Raw genomic sequence first — 13,095 nt, 5'->3', positions numbered from 1 at the left:
GGCATGACCGACGGCATCGCCGTGATAGGCCTCGGCCGCTTCGGCGGCGCCGTCGCGGAATCGCTGTTGCGCCTCGGGCACGACGTGCTCGGCATCGACGAAAGCGCCGAGCTGGTGCAGCAATGGGCCGACCGGCTGACCCACGTGGTGCAGGCGGACGCCACCAACGGGGACACGCTGCGCTCGCTCGGCGTGCATGACTTCCGCCACGCCATCGTCGGGATCGGCACGGATATCGAGGCCAGCGTGCTGACCGTACTGGCGCTGGACGAGCTTGGCGTGCCCGACATTTGGGCCAAGGCGCTGGGCAGCAAGCACGGCCGCATCCTGGAGCGCACCGGCGCGCACCACGTGATCTACCCCGAGGCCACCATGGGCGAGCGGGTGGCGCATCTGGTCACTGGCAAGATGATCGACTTCATCGAGCTGGAAGACGGCTATGCCATCGTCAAGACCTGCGCGCCGCGCGGCGCCGTGGGCCGCACCCTGGCGCAGTGCGGCTGGCGCAGCGAGCAGGGCGTCACGGTGGTGGGCATCAAGCGGCTGCGCGGCGGGTTCGAGCCCGGCCTGCCGGAAACCCTGATCCGCGAAGGCGACCTGCTGATCGTCGCCGGCCCCACCGCCAGGGTGGAGGCCTTCGCGGCCCGCACCTGACGGTCAGGCGCCGCCGCGCGGGGGCGGCAGGCTGCGCGCCGCCTCCGCCGCCACGAAGTTGCGGGCCAGGGCATGGTACACCCCCTCGCGGCACACCAGGCGCGAGGCGGCGAAGCCGATCAGCGAGGCGAGCATCAGCGGCACCACCAGGTGGTGGTCGCCGGTCATTTCCTCCACGATCACGAAGGCGGTGATGGGCGCCTGCACCACGCCGGAAAAATACGCCACCATGCCGAGCACGATCAGGGCCTGCGCCGGCGCGCCGGGCAACAGCGCCGCCATGTTGGACCCGAGCCCCGCGCCCACGGACAGCGACGGCGCGAAGATGCCGCCCGGGATGCCGCTGACGGAGGACAGCAGCGTGGCCAGCAGCTTCAGCACGCCGAAGCCGGCGGACACCTCGCCGTCGCCCTGCACCAGGGCCTGCGCCTGGGCATAGCCCGTGCCGAACACCGCCCCGCCGGACGCCAGCCCGCACAGCGCCACCAGCAGCCCGCACACCGTGGCGACCACCAGCGGGTGCCGCTTCAGCGCCGCTCCCGCCCGGCCCGGCAGCCCGCCGGCGAAGAGCACCAGCAGCCGGCTGAAGCCGCCGCCCAGCAGCCCGCCCGCGATGCCCAGCAGCGGCACGGCGAGCCACCCCTGCCACGACCCGCCCAGCGCCGCGCCGGTGGTGCCGAAATAGGTGTAGTCCCCCTGGATGGCGAGCGAGGTCAGGCCCGCCGCGATCACGGTGCTGATGACGATGCCGTTGGTGCGCTCGTCGAAGGAGCGCCCCATTTCCTCGATCGCGAAGACGATGCCGGCCAGCGGCGTGTTGAAGGCCGCCGCCACGCCCGCGCCCGCGCCGGCCATGATCAGCCCCGGCTGGCGGCGGGGCGACAGCCGCCCCACCGCGAACATGATGGAGGCGCCGACCTGCACCGTCGGCCCTTCGCGGCCGATGGAAGCGCCGCCCAGCAGCCCGACCGCCAGCAGCAGGGTCTTGCCCACCGCGATGCGCAGCGACACCAGCCGCTCCCGCGCCGCCAGCCCGTGCAGCCGCCGCGCCGCGATGGCCTGCGGGATGCCGCTGCCGCCCGAGTTGGGAAACCAGCGCCGGGCGATAAAGGCGGAGGCGAGAAAGGCCAGCGGCGTCAGCAGCAGGGCCAGCCAGGGGCGCCCCGCCGTGGTGGCGGCGAACAGCGCGCTGGCATGGTCCGCCAGCTGCGCGATGCCCACCGCCGCAGCACCCACCACCAGCCCCCCGGCGACAAACAGCGCGAGGCGCCCGCCCTTGCGGGACACGATGCGCAGGCGGCGGCGGCGTCGGGGGGTCAGGGCAGGCAGCATGGGCAATGCGGGGTCCGTGTCTGAAAGCGGCTTGCGGAAGCTGAGCCCTGCACGCGCCGGGCCGCGAAGTAAAGCCATGGCAGCCAGACGCCGCGCCAGCCGGTCCGCACCGGCGCCAAGCAAATCCGGCCCGCCACGAGCGTTGCAGCAGCAGCCAAAGCGAAAGGAACCACCATGGAAACACGCCCCTTCGAGGTCCGCTGGTCGGAGCCCGCCCTGGCCCGGCTGCGCGAGCGGCTGCAGGCCACCCCGCTGCCCCGCGCACCCGTCGGAGCCGGCTGGCGCTACGGTTGCGACCCGGACTTCCTGGCCATGCTGCGCGATCGCTGGATCGATGGCTACGACGCCGCGGCCGCTGCCGCGGAGCTGAACCGCCACCCGCAGCTCATGGCCCGGGTGGAGGACATGGAGATCCACGCCATCCACGTGGTGGGCGAGGCCGGCGGGCGGCGGCCGCTGTTGCTGACGCATGGCTGGCCGGGCTCGGTGCTGGAATTCCAGGACGTGATCGGGCCGCTGGCCTTTCCGTCGCGGCACGGCGGCCGGGCGGAGGATGCCTTCGATCTGGTGATCCCCTCGCTGCCGGGCTTCGGCTTTTCCGGCAAGCCGGCGGCGCCGATCGGCCCCCGCACCACCGCGCGGCTGTTCGCGGCGCTGATGCGCGGCCTGGGCTACCCGCGCTTCCGGGCGCAGGGCGGCGACTGGGGCGCGGGCGTGTCCGCTTGGCTGGCGCTGGACCATGCCGGGGCGGTGGAGGCGATCCACCTCAACTACCTGCTGACCCAGCCCGACACCACGCCGCAGATGCCGGAGGAACAGGCCTGGATGGCGGCCATCGAGGATTGCCAGCAGCGGCTCGGCGCCTATGCCCGGCTGCAGGGCACCAAGCCGCAGTCGCTGGCCTATGCGATGCAGGACAACCCCCTGGCCCAGGCGGCCTGGATCGTGGAGCGGTTCCACGACTGGGCCGACCTGCGGGGACGACCCGTGCAGGACGTGTTCGGCATGGACCGGCTGCTGACCAACATCATGATCTACGTGATGAACGATGCCTTCACCACCGCCGCCTGGTACTACGCCGGCGCGCAGGCGGAGGAGGTCCGCAAGGTGCCGCCCGGGCGCCGCGTGGAGGTGCCCACCGCCATCGCCCGCTATCCGGACCCGCGCAACCCCATGCCGCCGCGAAGCTGGGTGGAACGGGGCTACGCCGTCAGCCGCTGGACCGACATGCCCCGTGGCGGCCACTTCGCGGCGCTGGAGGAGCCGGAGCTGTTTGTGGAGGACCTGCGGGCCTGGGCGCGGGTGGGCTGATCGCCCCGGATTTGGCGCGGCGGGCGGAAGCGGCTAACCTTGGGGGTGTTGTTCCTGGGGTGCCTCCGCGCGGGGGGCTGAGACGGCAAGGCCGAACCCATCGAACCTGATCCGGGTCATGCCGGCGGAGGGATGGAAAACAACGGCCTGCCACCAGGCCCGCTCTCTTTCCCCCCGATTCCGCATGGCCCAGCGCAAGGGAGCCCTGGCCATGCCTGAGACAGCGGATACCGCCCCCCGGGTTCTGGTGATCGGCGCCGGCGTCGCCGGGCTGGCGGTGGCCACCGTGCTGGCCGAGCGCGGCGCGGCCGTCACGGTGCTGCACCGCCCGGAACCGGCCAGCCGGGCCTCCCACGTGGCGGGCGGCATGCTGGCGCCGTGGTGCGAGGCCGCCGATGCCCCGCCGGCGCTGGTGGCGCCGGGTGCCGCCGCCATCGGCTGGTGGGCGGCGCGGGTGCCGGGCACGCTGCGCCGCGGCAGCCTGCTGCTGGCCGCGCGGCGGGACCGGGGGGAGCTGGACCGCTTCGCGCGCCGCACCACAGGCCACCGCCGCTGCGACGCTGCCGCCATCGCCGCGCTGGAACCCGAGCTGGAAGGCCGCTTCGCCGACGGGCTGTTCTTTCCGGAAGAGGCGCACCTGGACCCGCGCGCGGCGCTGCTGTCGCTGGCCGGGGCGCTGGAAGGCCGTGGCGCGGTGTTCCGGGAAGGCGACTTCAGGGAAGCCGATGCCGCCGGCTTCGACCATGTGGTGGACTGCCGCGGCCATGCTGCGGCGGCGGCGCTGCCCGACCTGCGCGGCGTGCGTGGCGAGATGCTGCTGCTGCGCTGCACCGGCCTGTCGCTGTCGCGCCCCGTGCGGCTGCTGCACCCGCGCATCCCGCTCTACGTCGTACCGCGCGGCGAAGGGCTGTTCATGGTGGGCGCCACGATGATCGAGAGTGCCGGGCGCCACGCTATCACCGCGCGATCCGCCATGGAGCTGCTGAACGGCGCCTATGCGCTGCACCCCGCCTTCGGCGAGGCCGAGATCCTGGAAGCCGCCAGCAACATCCGCCCCGCCTTTCCCGACAACATGCCCGCGCTGCGCCGTGACGGCCGCGTGCTGCGCGTCAACGGCATGTTCAGGCACGGCTTCCTGCTTTCGCCTTCGCTCGCCGAACAGGTCGCCGCGGCGGTGTTCGGCATCTCAACCCCCGGCCTGCCAGGAGAAGCGGCATGAATATCATCGTCAACGGCAAGCCCCGCAGCGTGGCGGCGGCAACCCTGGCCGAGGTGCTGGAGGAGCTGGGCTACACCGGCCCGCGCGTGGCCACCGCGCTGCGCAGCGAGTTCGTGCCCGCCGCGCGCCGCGCCGAATGCCGGCTTGCCGAGGGCGACGTGGTCGAGATCCTCGGCCCCATGCAGGGGGGCTGAACCATGCGGGCATATGGGACCGACCTGTCCTCGCGGCTGTTGCTGGGCACCGCGCTGTATCCTTCGCCCGCGGTGATGGCGGAGGCCATCCGGGCGGCGGAGGCCGGCGTGGTCACCGTGTCGCTGCGCCGGGAAGGCGCGGCGGGCGAGGAGGGCGCGGGCGCCGGCCAGCGATTCTGGGATTTGGTCGGCGGCCTCGGGCCGCGCGTGCTGCCCAACACCGCCGGCTGCCATTCCGTGAAGGAGGCGGTGCTGACCGCGCAGATGGCGCGCGAGGTGTTCGGCACGCCCTGGATCAAGCTGGAGGTGATCGGCGAGGACGACACCCTGCAACCCGACGTCTTCGGGCTGGTGGAAGCCGCGCGCATCCTGTCGCGCGATGGCTTCCAGGTGTTTCCCTACACCACGGAGGACTTGGTGGTGGCCGGCCGGCTGCTGGATGCCGGCTGCGAGGTGCTGATGCCCTGGGGGGCGCCCATCGGCTCCGGCCGCGGCCTCAACAACCCCTACGGGCTGCGCAGCCTGCGCGCGCATTTTCCCGATGTGCCGCTGATCGTCGACGCCGGCATCGGCCTGCCGTCCCACGCGGCGGCGGCCATGGAACTGGGCTTCGATGGCGTGTTGCTGAACACCGCCGTGGCCCGCGCCGGCGACCCCGTGGCCATGGCCCGTGCCATGGCGCTGGCGGTGCGGTCCGGCCGCCTGGCCTTTGAGGCTGACCCGATGGAGGCGCGCGACATGGCCTCGCCTTCCACGCCCGTGGTGGGCGCGGCGGTGTTCGCATGATGCGCCTGCCGTCCCGCTTCTACCCCGTGGTGCCGGACCTCGGCTGGGTGCGGCGGCTCGTGCCCGGGGCGAAGCTGATCCAGCTCCGCCTGAAGGACGCGCCGGACGCCGAGCTGCGCCGCCAGGCGGCGGAAGCGGCGGCGCTGTGCCGCGCGCACGGCGCCCTGCTGGTGCTGAACGATTTCTGGCGCGTCGCCATCGACCTGAAGCTGGATGCCGTCCACCTGGGGCAGGAGGACCTGCGGGACGCCGACCTGGCGGCCATCCGCGCCGCCGGCCTCCGCCTCGGCCTCAGCACGCATTCCGAGGCGGAGCTGGACACCGCGCTGGCGGCCGGGCCCGATTACGTGGCGCTGGGGCCGGTGTATCCCACCACGCTGAAGGTGATGCCCTGGGCGCCGCAGGGGCTGGACCGGCTGCGGGCATGGAAGCGCCGCATCGGCGCGCTGCCGCTGGTGGCGATCGGCGGCATCACGCTGGAGCGTGCCCCCGGTTGCCTCGTGGCCGGGGCCGATTGCGTGGCCGTGGTATCGGACATCACGGGCCACGCGGCGCCGGAGCAGCGCGCCCTGGCATGGCGCGACGGGCTGGACCGGTGACGAGCGCAACAGGGCCGGTGGGTTTTGCTTGTTGCGAACGGCGGAAACTGCCTAGCCTTGGCGTCGTTACGCTGCTGCCTGCGCCGACATGTTATCGGCAGGCGCCGCGGGTGACAGATCAGGAGTGTGGCCATGCCCACCAAGACGACCTCTAAGACGTCTGAGCCGAAAGATTCCGACGCCGCCGCGAAGCCGGTGAAGGCGAAAAAGGCTGATGCCGCCGCCAAGCCGGCGAAGGCCAAGGATGGTGCCGCCGAAGCCAAGCCGGTAAAGGCCAAGAAGGTCGCGCAACCCGCCGAGGGTCGCAAGCCCAACGCCTTGCAGCAGCCCTTGCAGCCGTCCGAGGATCTGGCGGCGGTGGTCGGCTCCGACAAGCTCGCCCGGGGCGAGGCGGTCAGCAAGGTGTGGGCCTACATCAAGGAACACAAGCTGCAGAACCCCAAGGATGGCCGCGAGATCCTGGCGGATGACAAGCTGGGCAAGGTGTTCGGCAAGTCCAAGGTGACGATGTTCGAGATGAACAAGCATCTCGCCCAGCACCTGAAGTAACGCCGGCAGAAGGCAGTCGCCGGGGCCTCGCGCCCGGCCGCTGCCGGTCGCGAAGGCCCTGGGTCACCGTGACCGGTACAGGGTGGGCCAGTCGCCGGGCTGGCTGCCGCCACAGGCGTCCTGGAAGGCGGCACCCCTGAGCTGGAACTGGCGTCCGTCCCAGCTCCATTCCGCCGTGATGCCGCAATCCGCCAGTCCCCGGCCCTTGGCACTGAACACCAGGATGCCGGTGTCCGGATCGAAATACGGCTCTGTCAGGGAATTCTCCGGCGTATTGCCCCGGAACGGCAGGACCGGCCGGAAAGGCACGGGTGCCCCGTTCGCCGTGCGCGGCACGATGGAAACCAGCGACCACCCCTGATAAGCGCCCATGCCGCACGGCAGGATCACCAGTGCATTGCGTTCATCCAGCGCGAAGGCACCGGTGGCATCGGCCTCCTGCGCATCGTTCTCCTCGCATTCCTCGGCCTTGAAGCGCGCGGCGCTGGCCAGCTTGGCGCGGCGGATCAGGGCATTGCCCTGTGCCTCGCTCAACGCTGTGGCGGGCCTGAAGCGCGGAACCGCCGGCAGCGTCGGCGCGGCGGGCACCTGCGCGGCGGGCGCGGTGCCACGGCGCACCAGGGCGGTTACGCCATCCAGCCGCCCCTGGCGCTCATCCATCCGCAGCAGCGCGGCCATCATTCCGGCCAGCGGCACCACGCCTTCTTCCTCCGTGCCGACCTGCAGGGTGGCCGCATCGCGGATGCGCGACAGCATGTCCGCGACCGCCGCCGGCTGGTCGGCGGCAAAGGTGGTGAGGCCGTCTTCCTGCTTCACGGTCCAGGCCGGGGCGGCCAGGCTCAGCGGGCGCCCGTCCACGCGCACCGCGTCGCGCTCCGCCGTGAAGGGCACCGTCAGCGTCACGGTGGTGGCCGCGTCGGGGCCGGCGGCCCGCGACAGCCGCAGGTCCGGCCGTTCCGCCACGCCGTCCTCGAAGCCCTTGGCTTCGCAGGTCAGGCCATTGTCGCAGGCGATCAGCCAGGAGCCGTAGGTGTCGTAGGACGGCTCCGCCGCCGCCGCGGCTCCCGCCCAGCCCAGTGCCAGGGCGGCCGCCAGCGGCATTCCGCCCCGCCAAAGCTTCAACATCCCAGGGGTCATCCTTTCCGTGTCTGGCCGGCCCGGCGGTTCGCCGTGCCGGGCGGGCGGCCGGTGCCGCCCCAGCCGTTGCGCCGGATGTTCCGGCGCTCGATCTCCACGCGCAACCCGCGCGGGTCGCCAAGCTGCTGCAGCAGAGCGTCCAGCGTGCGGTTCAGGATGGCCACGCCGTTGCAGTCGGGCCCGTGCCGCCGGGTGCCATGCAGTAGGATGTCCCGCCCGCCATGGTCCGGCCGCAGGATCAGCGCCAGCGGCCCCAGTCCCCGGAGGATTGGCTCCGCCGCGCCGGACAGGTCGGCGGCGTCCAGCACCCGGTAGCGCCCGGCGGGCACGTCGCCGCCCGGCAGGGCAGGGTCGCGGGTGGCGTTGCCGCAGGCCATGGCGGTGCTGGCGGGCGCGTTCCACTGCGCCCGCACCGGGCCGAACAGCACGTCGCGACCGTGCCGCAACGTCAGCACCGGGTGGTTCTGACGCGGCGGCACGGCGATGCGCAGGCAAGTGGCCTCGTCACGCGCCAGCTTCCGCCGCCCCGCCCGCAGGGTGCGCAGCATGCCGTAGCCCAGCAGCAGCAGGCCCAGCACCAGGGCGAGCGCGGCGATCACGGCCGGCCTTTCGGCTGGCCGCCCTGCTGGTCCAGCATCCATTGTTGCTGCCACAGGCGCGCCGTGGCCGTGGCATCCTGTTGCGGCACCCAGACCCGCAGGGCGGGCGAGCCGGCGTGCTCCGCCCGCGCCGCGGCTTCCACATAGGCCCGGTCGGTGGCCGCCCGGTCCCAGGCGGACAAGGCGAACAGCAGGCCTGCGGCAAACAGCAGCAGGGCGCCGGACAGCATCCACAGCACGGCGCCGTCCAGGTCCTGCCGCCTCATGACCGCCCCCGCCCACGCCGGGCCGGAACGGCCAGCAGCTTGTCGAGCTGCGCCGACAGGTCGGGTTCCTCCACCCGGCTGCGCAGCGCGGCCTGCAACAGCGCGCAGGCGCTGGTCACGTCGCGGTCCTTGCGCCCGGCGGCCTGGACGATGGGTGGCAGGGCGGTCACCAGGAGGGTGATCTCGCGCGCAGGCGGCACGGGCTGGCGCATGATGTCGCGCGCCATGGCCAGCAGCGGTTCCACCGTGGCCGGCGCGCCGCCGCTGCGTCCGGCTTCCTGCAGCTGGCTCAGCAGCATCGGCACCGCGGCGCGTTCCAGCGCTTCGCGCGCGGAGGGCTCCATGGCCGCCGGGTGGGACGGCGCCCAGGCCGGCGCGGGTGGGCCGAAGCGGCCCAGCAACATGCGGTCCAGCCGCTGCCCGGCCGCGGCGCCGCCGAGCCACCAGCCGAATACCAGCCCGGCGGCGGCACCCCCCAGCAGCGCCGCCCAGAAGGCTGCCCCGGCAGGCGGCACCGCCCAGCCCACCAACCCCATCGCGGCGGCGCCACCCAGCAAGGCCAGCAAAAGCCGCCGCTGCGCCGCGGACATCCAGGTGGCCGCCCCGGCCTCGTGCATCATGCCTCAGCCTCCGGAGGAATAAGACCGGCCCGTCGCGCCGAAGCCGGCGCGGGACACGGTTTCGGTGCGGCTGGACAGCGCGCCGCCATCGCCCGCGATGCTGGCCAGGCTGCGCGCCGGCGCCAGCCGCCGCGCGCCGCTGTCCCAGGCCTGCGCAACGCCGCCGCCGGCGGGACGATAGGTTGCGGCGGGCGCGCGGTCCGCGGTCCAGCCCCAGCCCTGCCAGCGCGGCGCGTAGCCGGTGTGGCTGAACCACACCTGGTTGTAATGGCCGGACCAGCCGTGGCCGCCGACGACGCCGCCCGACCCGCCGCCGCTGGCGATGCGGGTGCCGGGCAGCGACAGTTCCTGGCAGCGGGTCCACACGGCCTCGCAGCCCTGTTGTTCCGTGAACCGGCTGGGCAGGACGGTGGGCTCGCAGCGGTCCCAGCCGGCTTCGCAGTCCGCGCGGTCGTCATAGCCGGGCGCCCGGCGGTCGAAGCTGGTGCCGCCAAGATCCTGGCCGACGCTTTTGGGCGGCAGGAGCCCGTCCGTGACCGGTTGCGGCTGCTGCCCCGGGGGGCCGAGTGCCCAGACGCCGCCTTGCCGGTCCCGCACGGCCGGCAGCCGGTCGCCGCTTCGCGGGTCGGCGAACCAGCCGGCCAGCACGGGCCGCCACAGATTGCCGGCCGAGGGTTCGCCGCCCTCGCAGGCCCCCGCGCCGAAGCTGGCCTCGCAATCCGCCCGAAGGGTGAAGCGGGGGCGCGTGGCCGCCTGTTCGCTTTGCGCCACGCGTTCCAGCGTCTGGCACCGCGCCGGGTCGGCGGACAGGCGCCGATGCGCCGCCTCGCAGGCTTCCAGGCGCTGGGCGGCGTCCAGAGGCGTGTCGGGGAGCGGCGCTTCGTCGCAGGCTGTCGCGGCAAGGCCCACCGTCACCAGCGCCGCCGCCCGCACGGTGCGGGAACGGCCAAGGCGCGGGGGCGGCGCGTGCGTCACCGCTCAGCCCGCCATGCAGGCATTGTTGAGAATGCCGGCGCCCACCTGCATGAAGGCGATGAACACCGCGCCGCCGCCCACCTCGTCCGCCTCGATCTCCGCCCGCAGGCGTCCCTGCAGCAGGGCGGACAACAACAGGTGCGCCAGCAACTGCACCAGCACCGCCACGGCGCACCAGATGGCCTGGTCCAGCGGTCCGGCGGCGCTGCCCGCCACGGCGGCGATGGGCAACACCATGCCCACCGCCTTGCCGCCAAAGGCGATGGCGGTGGGCAGGTTGCCGGCGCGCAGCAGCGCCAGTTCCTTTTGCGGCGTCACCGCGGACACCAGCATCAGGCCGAGCGCCCAGAACGCCGCGCCCAGCGTGAAAGCCACCAGAAAGCCCAGCAGCGTGGCGGGAAAGATGTCGAGGATATCGACGGCGTGCATGCGCGGTCTGCGGCTCCGGCTCAGGGGGCGAGGATGTGGGGCACGAAGCGCGCATCGATGCGCGTGACGGGCATGGGGGATTCGCGGAACGACAGCCCGGCGGCGGCGCCATCGATCATCCACACGCTGGGCGCGGCATGCACGCCGTCCAGCAGCGGCAGGGGGCAATGGGCCTGCCACAGCAAGGGGCCATGCTCCGTGGCGGCGGGCTGGCCAGGCAACGACACGCCTTCGCCATCCCAGCCCCTGCGGGGTTTGCTCACCACCGGCCCGTCCAGCACGCCGGGCTCCAGCGCCGCGGGCAGCAGAAAGGGGCAATCGGGAAACATCGTCCACAACACCGCCAGCAGCGCCTTGTCCGCCAGCAGGCGTGTCCAGGGCTGCGGCAGGATGCGTGTGCGGCTGGCGGGCAGGGCATCGACGTTCTGTTCCCGCTCCATCCAACGCCAGGGATAAAGCTTGACCAGCAGTTCCAGCACCGCGTCCCCGACGTCGGTGAAGCGCAGCGCCTCTGTGTCCCATCCCACCTGGGCAATGCCGCAGCGGTGCAGGTCCAGCCCCACCTCGCCCGCCGTGTCGGCCAGCCAGTCGGCGGTGAAGCGCTCGGCGGTGTCCAGCGGTGCGCCATCGCCGTCGGCATCGCCGCCGCTGGCAATGGCCAGGCGACCGCCCAGGCGCAGCTTGCGCCACATGTCGAGCAGCTTCTCGTAGATCAGGTTTTCCTGGTCCTCGCCGCCGGCGCCATGCGCGGCCTTCCAGCTTTCAAACCATTCCCACTGCAGATAGGACGCCTCCGGCATGCACACCGGGCCATCGGCCTCGTAGTCCAGCAGCCGGGGTACGCCGTTTCCGTCCAGGGTGAAGTCCATGCGGCCCACAAAGGCGGTTTCGCGCGCCCGCCAGCTTTGCTCGATGGCCGAAACCATGTTGGCGCTCTGGATGCCGAAGGGGGCGTAGTCGCCGGCCGCGATCACCGCGTCGATCGCCCGCAGGCACAGGGCATGCACGGTGTCGGCGGCCTGCAGCCAGCGGGCGGCTTCGTCGGCGGTCAAGGCGTAGGCAGCCTCCGTGTTCCAATAAGGTGCGCCGCCGGCGGCGCCGGGCTCCAGCAGGCCCAGCGCGCGCAGCCGGTCGCGAAACGGGCCGGGGGTGGGGGCGCGCAGCCGGCGAAGCGAAAGCATGGTGGTCCTCACAGCAGGATATGCGGCACGAAGCGGTCTTCCAGCGTGGTCACCAGCCCGTCTCCTTCGCGGATGCCCAGGCCGCAGGGCTGGCCGCCCACGGACCACACCCCCATCACCGGATAGGCGGCCATGCCGCCCGCGTCATGCGCCGGCAACGGCGCCCATTGCTGCCACACGGTGGGCGAGGGTGGCAGCCCCTCCGCCCGCTCGGTCGAGGCGCCGGCATCGGCGTCCACCAGCATGCCATGGCCTTCCAGCCCCAGCGCCGGCTTGCCGATGGCATCGCCCGCCACCCCGCCGCGCTCCAGCGCGGCCGGCAGCAGCAGGGGGTGGCCGGGGAACATCCGCCACAGCTCCGCCAGGATGGCCTTGTTGGCCTGCAGCATGCGCCGCGCCGGCTCGATCCACCGGGTGCCGCGCGCGGGCAGCAGCGGCCCGCCTTCCTCGGCATCCATCCAGTCCCAGGGATAGAGCTTGAAGCATGCTTCCAGCGGCCCGCCGTCCGGCAACACAAAGCGTCCGAGGCCCGCATGCCAGGAGATGTCGTCCACCGCGACGAATTCCGCGCCATGCCCGGCGGCGCGGGCGGTGGCCATCAGGTAGGCCACCTGGGCGATCTCGTCGTCCCGGTTCCGCTCGGCGGCGAAGTGGATGCGCGGCGGCAGCCGCAGGGCAGGCCAGCGGGCCACCAGCGCGTCGTCGATGGCACTCCACTGGTCGGCGCCGGGGGGCAGGTTCGGTGCCTGGCGTTCGAACCAGGCGAGCTGCACCACCGCAGCCTCGAACAGCGCGGCGGGGGTTTCGGCATTGAACTCGAACAGCTTGATGTCGCCATCCGGCGCCAGCCGGAAGTCAAAGCGCCCGTAGAGCGACGGCTCCGCCGCGCGGTGCGAGGCCTCCACCAGCCGCGCTAGACGATCGGAGAAGCCAAAGCCACGGTAGTCGCCGGCCCGCACCACCGCATCGGCGGCGGCGTCGATCATGGCTTCCAGCTCCCGGGCCGCCGCCGCCATGCGCTCCGCCACGCGGGCGTCCAGCACGTAGCAGGCATCGCGGCACCAGTACTCGCGCCCGTCCGGGGAATGAAAGCCGAAGCCCAGGGCCTCCGCCTCGGCGACAAAGCGGTCGTCGCGGGGCAGGCGAGCGCGGCGGATGGCCGCCATTGGCGCGGGTTCGGTGCTCAGCATGTCCTGCCCAGGGCACGGCGGGCGGTCCCGACGGCGTGGTTCGTTGCAGGGCAG

At 73.0% G+C, this 13,095-nt stretch carries 16 protein-coding genes and 1 riboswitch; of the genes, 7 read left to right on the top strand and 9 right to left on the bottom strand.

What is annotated here, in order from left to right; genetic code table 11:
- Positions 1-3 precede the first annotated feature (3 nt).
- On the top strand, positions 4-654 hold the full coding sequence (locus tag IAI59_RS21345) for a potassium channel family protein (protein WP_207415259.1): 651 nt from the start codon (positions 4-6) through the stop codon (positions 652-654).
- A gap of 3 nt (positions 655-657) precedes the next feature.
- Here the strand turns inward: IAI59_RS21345 and IAI59_RS21340 are convergent, their stop codons facing one another.
- Positions 658-1,986 carry a chloride channel protein gene (locus IAI59_RS21340; protein ID WP_207415260.1) on the bottom strand — a complete coding sequence of 443 codons (1,329 nt, stop codon included), beginning with the start codon at positions 1,984-1,986 and terminating at the stop codon, positions 658-660.
- A gap of 174 nt (positions 1,987-2,160) precedes the next feature.
- Here IAI59_RS21340 and IAI59_RS21335 point away from each other — a divergent pair, with 174 nt between their 5' ends.
- The 6 genes from IAI59_RS21335 to IAI59_RS21310 all read left to right on the top strand — a co-directional run bounded on the left by IAI59_RS21335 (position 2,161) and on the right by IAI59_RS21310 (position 6,644).
- Positions 2,161-3,297, top strand: a complete 1,137-nt coding sequence (locus IAI59_RS21335) for an epoxide hydrolase family protein (RefSeq protein ID WP_207415261.1) — start codon at positions 2,161-2,163, stop codon at positions 3,295-3,297.
- 45 nt (positions 3,298-3,342) lie between these two features.
- Positions 3,343-3,448: riboswitch (TPP riboswitch) on the top strand.
- Positions 3,449-3,508: 60 nt separating this feature from the next.
- Positions 3,509-4,516 carry an FAD-dependent oxidoreductase gene (locus tag IAI59_RS21330; protein ID WP_207415262.1) on the top strand — a complete coding sequence of 336 codons (1,008 nt, stop codon included), beginning with the start codon at positions 3,509-3,511 and terminating at the stop codon, positions 4,514-4,516.
- Positions 4,513-4,710, top strand: a complete 198-nt coding sequence (gene thiS, locus IAI59_RS21325) for a sulfur carrier protein ThiS (protein ID WP_207415263.1) — start codon at positions 4,513-4,515, stop codon at positions 4,708-4,710. The genes IAI59_RS21330 and thiS overlap by 4 nt, the downstream gene beginning before the upstream one ends.
- A 3-nt stretch (positions 4,711-4,713) precedes the next feature.
- Complete coding sequence (locus IAI59_RS21320) at positions 4,714-5,496, top strand: thiazole synthase (protein WP_207415264.1); 783 nt, start codon at positions 4,714-4,716, stop codon at positions 5,494-5,496.
- Positions 5,493-6,095, top strand: coding sequence for a thiamine phosphate synthase (locus IAI59_RS21315; protein ID WP_207415265.1), 603 nt, complete (start codon positions 5,493-5,495; stop codon positions 6,093-6,095). The genes IAI59_RS21320 and IAI59_RS21315 overlap by 4 nt, the downstream gene beginning before the upstream one ends.
- A 195-nt stretch (positions 6,096-6,290) precedes the next feature.
- The gene (locus IAI59_RS21310) at positions 6,291-6,644 is read left to right on the top strand and encodes an SWIB/MDM2 domain-containing protein (RefSeq protein ID WP_419556678.1); all 354 of its coding nucleotides are present in this window, start codon (positions 6,291-6,293) and stop codon (positions 6,642-6,644) included.
- Positions 6,645-6,707: 63 nt separating this feature from the next.
- On the opposite strand, the gene IAI59_RS21305 is transcribed toward IAI59_RS21310, so the two are convergent.
- The 8 genes from IAI59_RS21305 to IAI59_RS21270 are packed head-to-tail and all read right to left on the bottom strand — an operon-like array spanning position 6,708 to position 13,041.
- Complete coding sequence (locus IAI59_RS21305) at positions 6,708-7,769, bottom strand: DUF1176 domain-containing protein (RefSeq protein WP_207415266.1); 1,062 nt, start codon at positions 7,767-7,769, stop codon at positions 6,708-6,710.
- An 8-nt stretch (positions 7,770-7,777) separates the two neighbouring features.
- Positions 7,778-8,380: a hypothetical protein gene (locus IAI59_RS21300; protein WP_207415267.1), complete on the bottom strand. Its 603-nt coding sequence runs from the start codon at positions 8,378-8,380 to the stop codon at positions 7,778-7,780.
- On the bottom strand, positions 8,377-8,646 hold the full coding sequence (locus IAI59_RS21295; RefSeq protein ID WP_207415268.1) for a hypothetical protein: 270 nt from the start codon (positions 8,644-8,646) through the stop codon (positions 8,377-8,379). Before IAI59_RS21295 ends, IAI59_RS21300 begins: the two co-directional genes overlap by 4 nt.
- Entirely contained in the window at positions 8,643-9,266 is a 624-nt protein-coding gene (locus IAI59_RS21290) for a hypothetical protein (RefSeq protein WP_207415269.1), read from the bottom strand. The genes IAI59_RS21295 and IAI59_RS21290 overlap by 4 nt, the downstream gene beginning before the upstream one ends.
- 3 nt (positions 9,267-9,269) lie before the next feature.
- A complete protein-coding gene (locus IAI59_RS21285) occupies positions 9,270-10,241 on the bottom strand; it encodes a DUF1190 domain-containing protein (protein WP_207415270.1) in 972 nt (323 codons plus the stop codon).
- A 3-nt stretch (positions 10,242-10,244) separates the two neighbouring features.
- A complete protein-coding gene (locus tag IAI59_RS21280) occupies positions 10,245-10,670 on the bottom strand; it encodes a DUF350 domain-containing protein (RefSeq protein ID WP_207415271.1) in 426 nt (141 codons plus the stop codon).
- Positions 10,671-10,690: 20 nt separating this feature from the next.
- Positions 10,691-11,851 (bottom strand): glutathionylspermidine synthase family protein, encoded by a 1,161-nt coding sequence (locus IAI59_RS21275; protein WP_207415272.1) that lies wholly within the window; start codon positions 11,849-11,851, stop codon positions 10,691-10,693.
- An 8-nt stretch (positions 11,852-11,859) separates the two neighbouring features.
- Positions 11,860-13,041: a glutathionylspermidine synthase family protein gene (locus IAI59_RS21270; protein ID WP_207415273.1), complete on the bottom strand. Its 1,182-nt coding sequence runs from the start codon at positions 13,039-13,041 to the stop codon at positions 11,860-11,862.
- Positions 13,042-13,095 lie beyond the last annotated feature (54 nt).

It is taken from the genome of Roseomonas haemaphysalidis (assembly GCF_017355405.1).
Lineage (GTDB): Bacteria > Pseudomonadota > Alphaproteobacteria > Acetobacterales > Acetobacteraceae > Pseudoroseomonas > Pseudoroseomonas haemaphysalidis.
This window is presented reverse-complemented; position numbering and strand designations above follow the sequence as displayed.

Excerpts from the sequence above, each read along its gene's own strand:
- IAI59_RS21315 (WP_207415265.1), top strand. The coding sequence starts at position 5,493 with ATGATGCGCCTGCCGTCCCGCTTCTACCCCGTGGTGCCGGACCTCGGC.
- IAI59_RS21280 (WP_207415271.1), bottom strand. The coding sequence starts at position 10,670 with ATGCACGCCGTCGATATCCTCGACATCTTTCCCGCCACGCTGCTGGGC.
- IAI59_RS21290 (WP_207415269.1), bottom strand. The coding sequence starts at position 9,266 with ATGATGCACGAGGCCGGGGCGGCCACCTGGATGTCCGCGGCGCAGCGG.
- IAI59_RS21305 (WP_207415266.1), bottom strand. The coding sequence starts at position 7,769 with ATGTTGAAGCTTTGGCGGGGCGGAATGCCGCTGGCGGCCGCCCTGGCA.
- IAI59_RS21320 (WP_207415264.1), top strand. The coding sequence starts at position 4,714 with ATGCGGGCATATGGGACCGACCTGTCCTCGCGGCTGTTGCTGGGCACC.
- IAI59_RS21340 (WP_207415260.1), bottom strand. The coding sequence starts at position 1,986 with ATGCTGCCTGCCCTGACCCCCCGACGCCGCCGCCGCCTGCGCATCGTG.
- IAI59_RS21295 (WP_207415268.1), bottom strand. The coding sequence starts at position 8,646 with ATGAGGCGGCAGGACCTGGACGGCGCCGTGCTGTGGATGCTGTCCGGC.
- IAI59_RS21335 (WP_207415261.1), top strand. The coding sequence starts at position 2,161 with ATGGAAACACGCCCCTTCGAGGTCCGCTGGTCGGAGCCCGCCCTGGCC.
- IAI59_RS21275 (WP_207415272.1), bottom strand. The coding sequence starts at position 11,851 with ATGCTTTCGCTTCGCCGGCTGCGCGCCCCCACCCCCGGCCCGTTTCGC.
- IAI59_RS21270 (WP_207415273.1), bottom strand. The coding sequence starts at position 13,041 with ATGCTGAGCACCGAACCCGCGCCAATGGCGGCCATCCGCCGCGCTCGC.
- IAI59_RS21330 (WP_207415262.1), top strand. The coding sequence starts at position 3,509 with ATGCCTGAGACAGCGGATACCGCCCCCCGGGTTCTGGTGATCGGCGCC.
- IAI59_RS21345 (WP_207415259.1), top strand. The coding sequence starts at position 4 with ATGACCGACGGCATCGCCGTGATAGGCCTCGGCCGCTTCGGCGGCGCC.
- thiS (WP_207415263.1), top strand. The coding sequence starts at position 4,513 with ATGAATATCATCGTCAACGGCAAGCCCCGCAGCGTGGCGGCGGCAACC.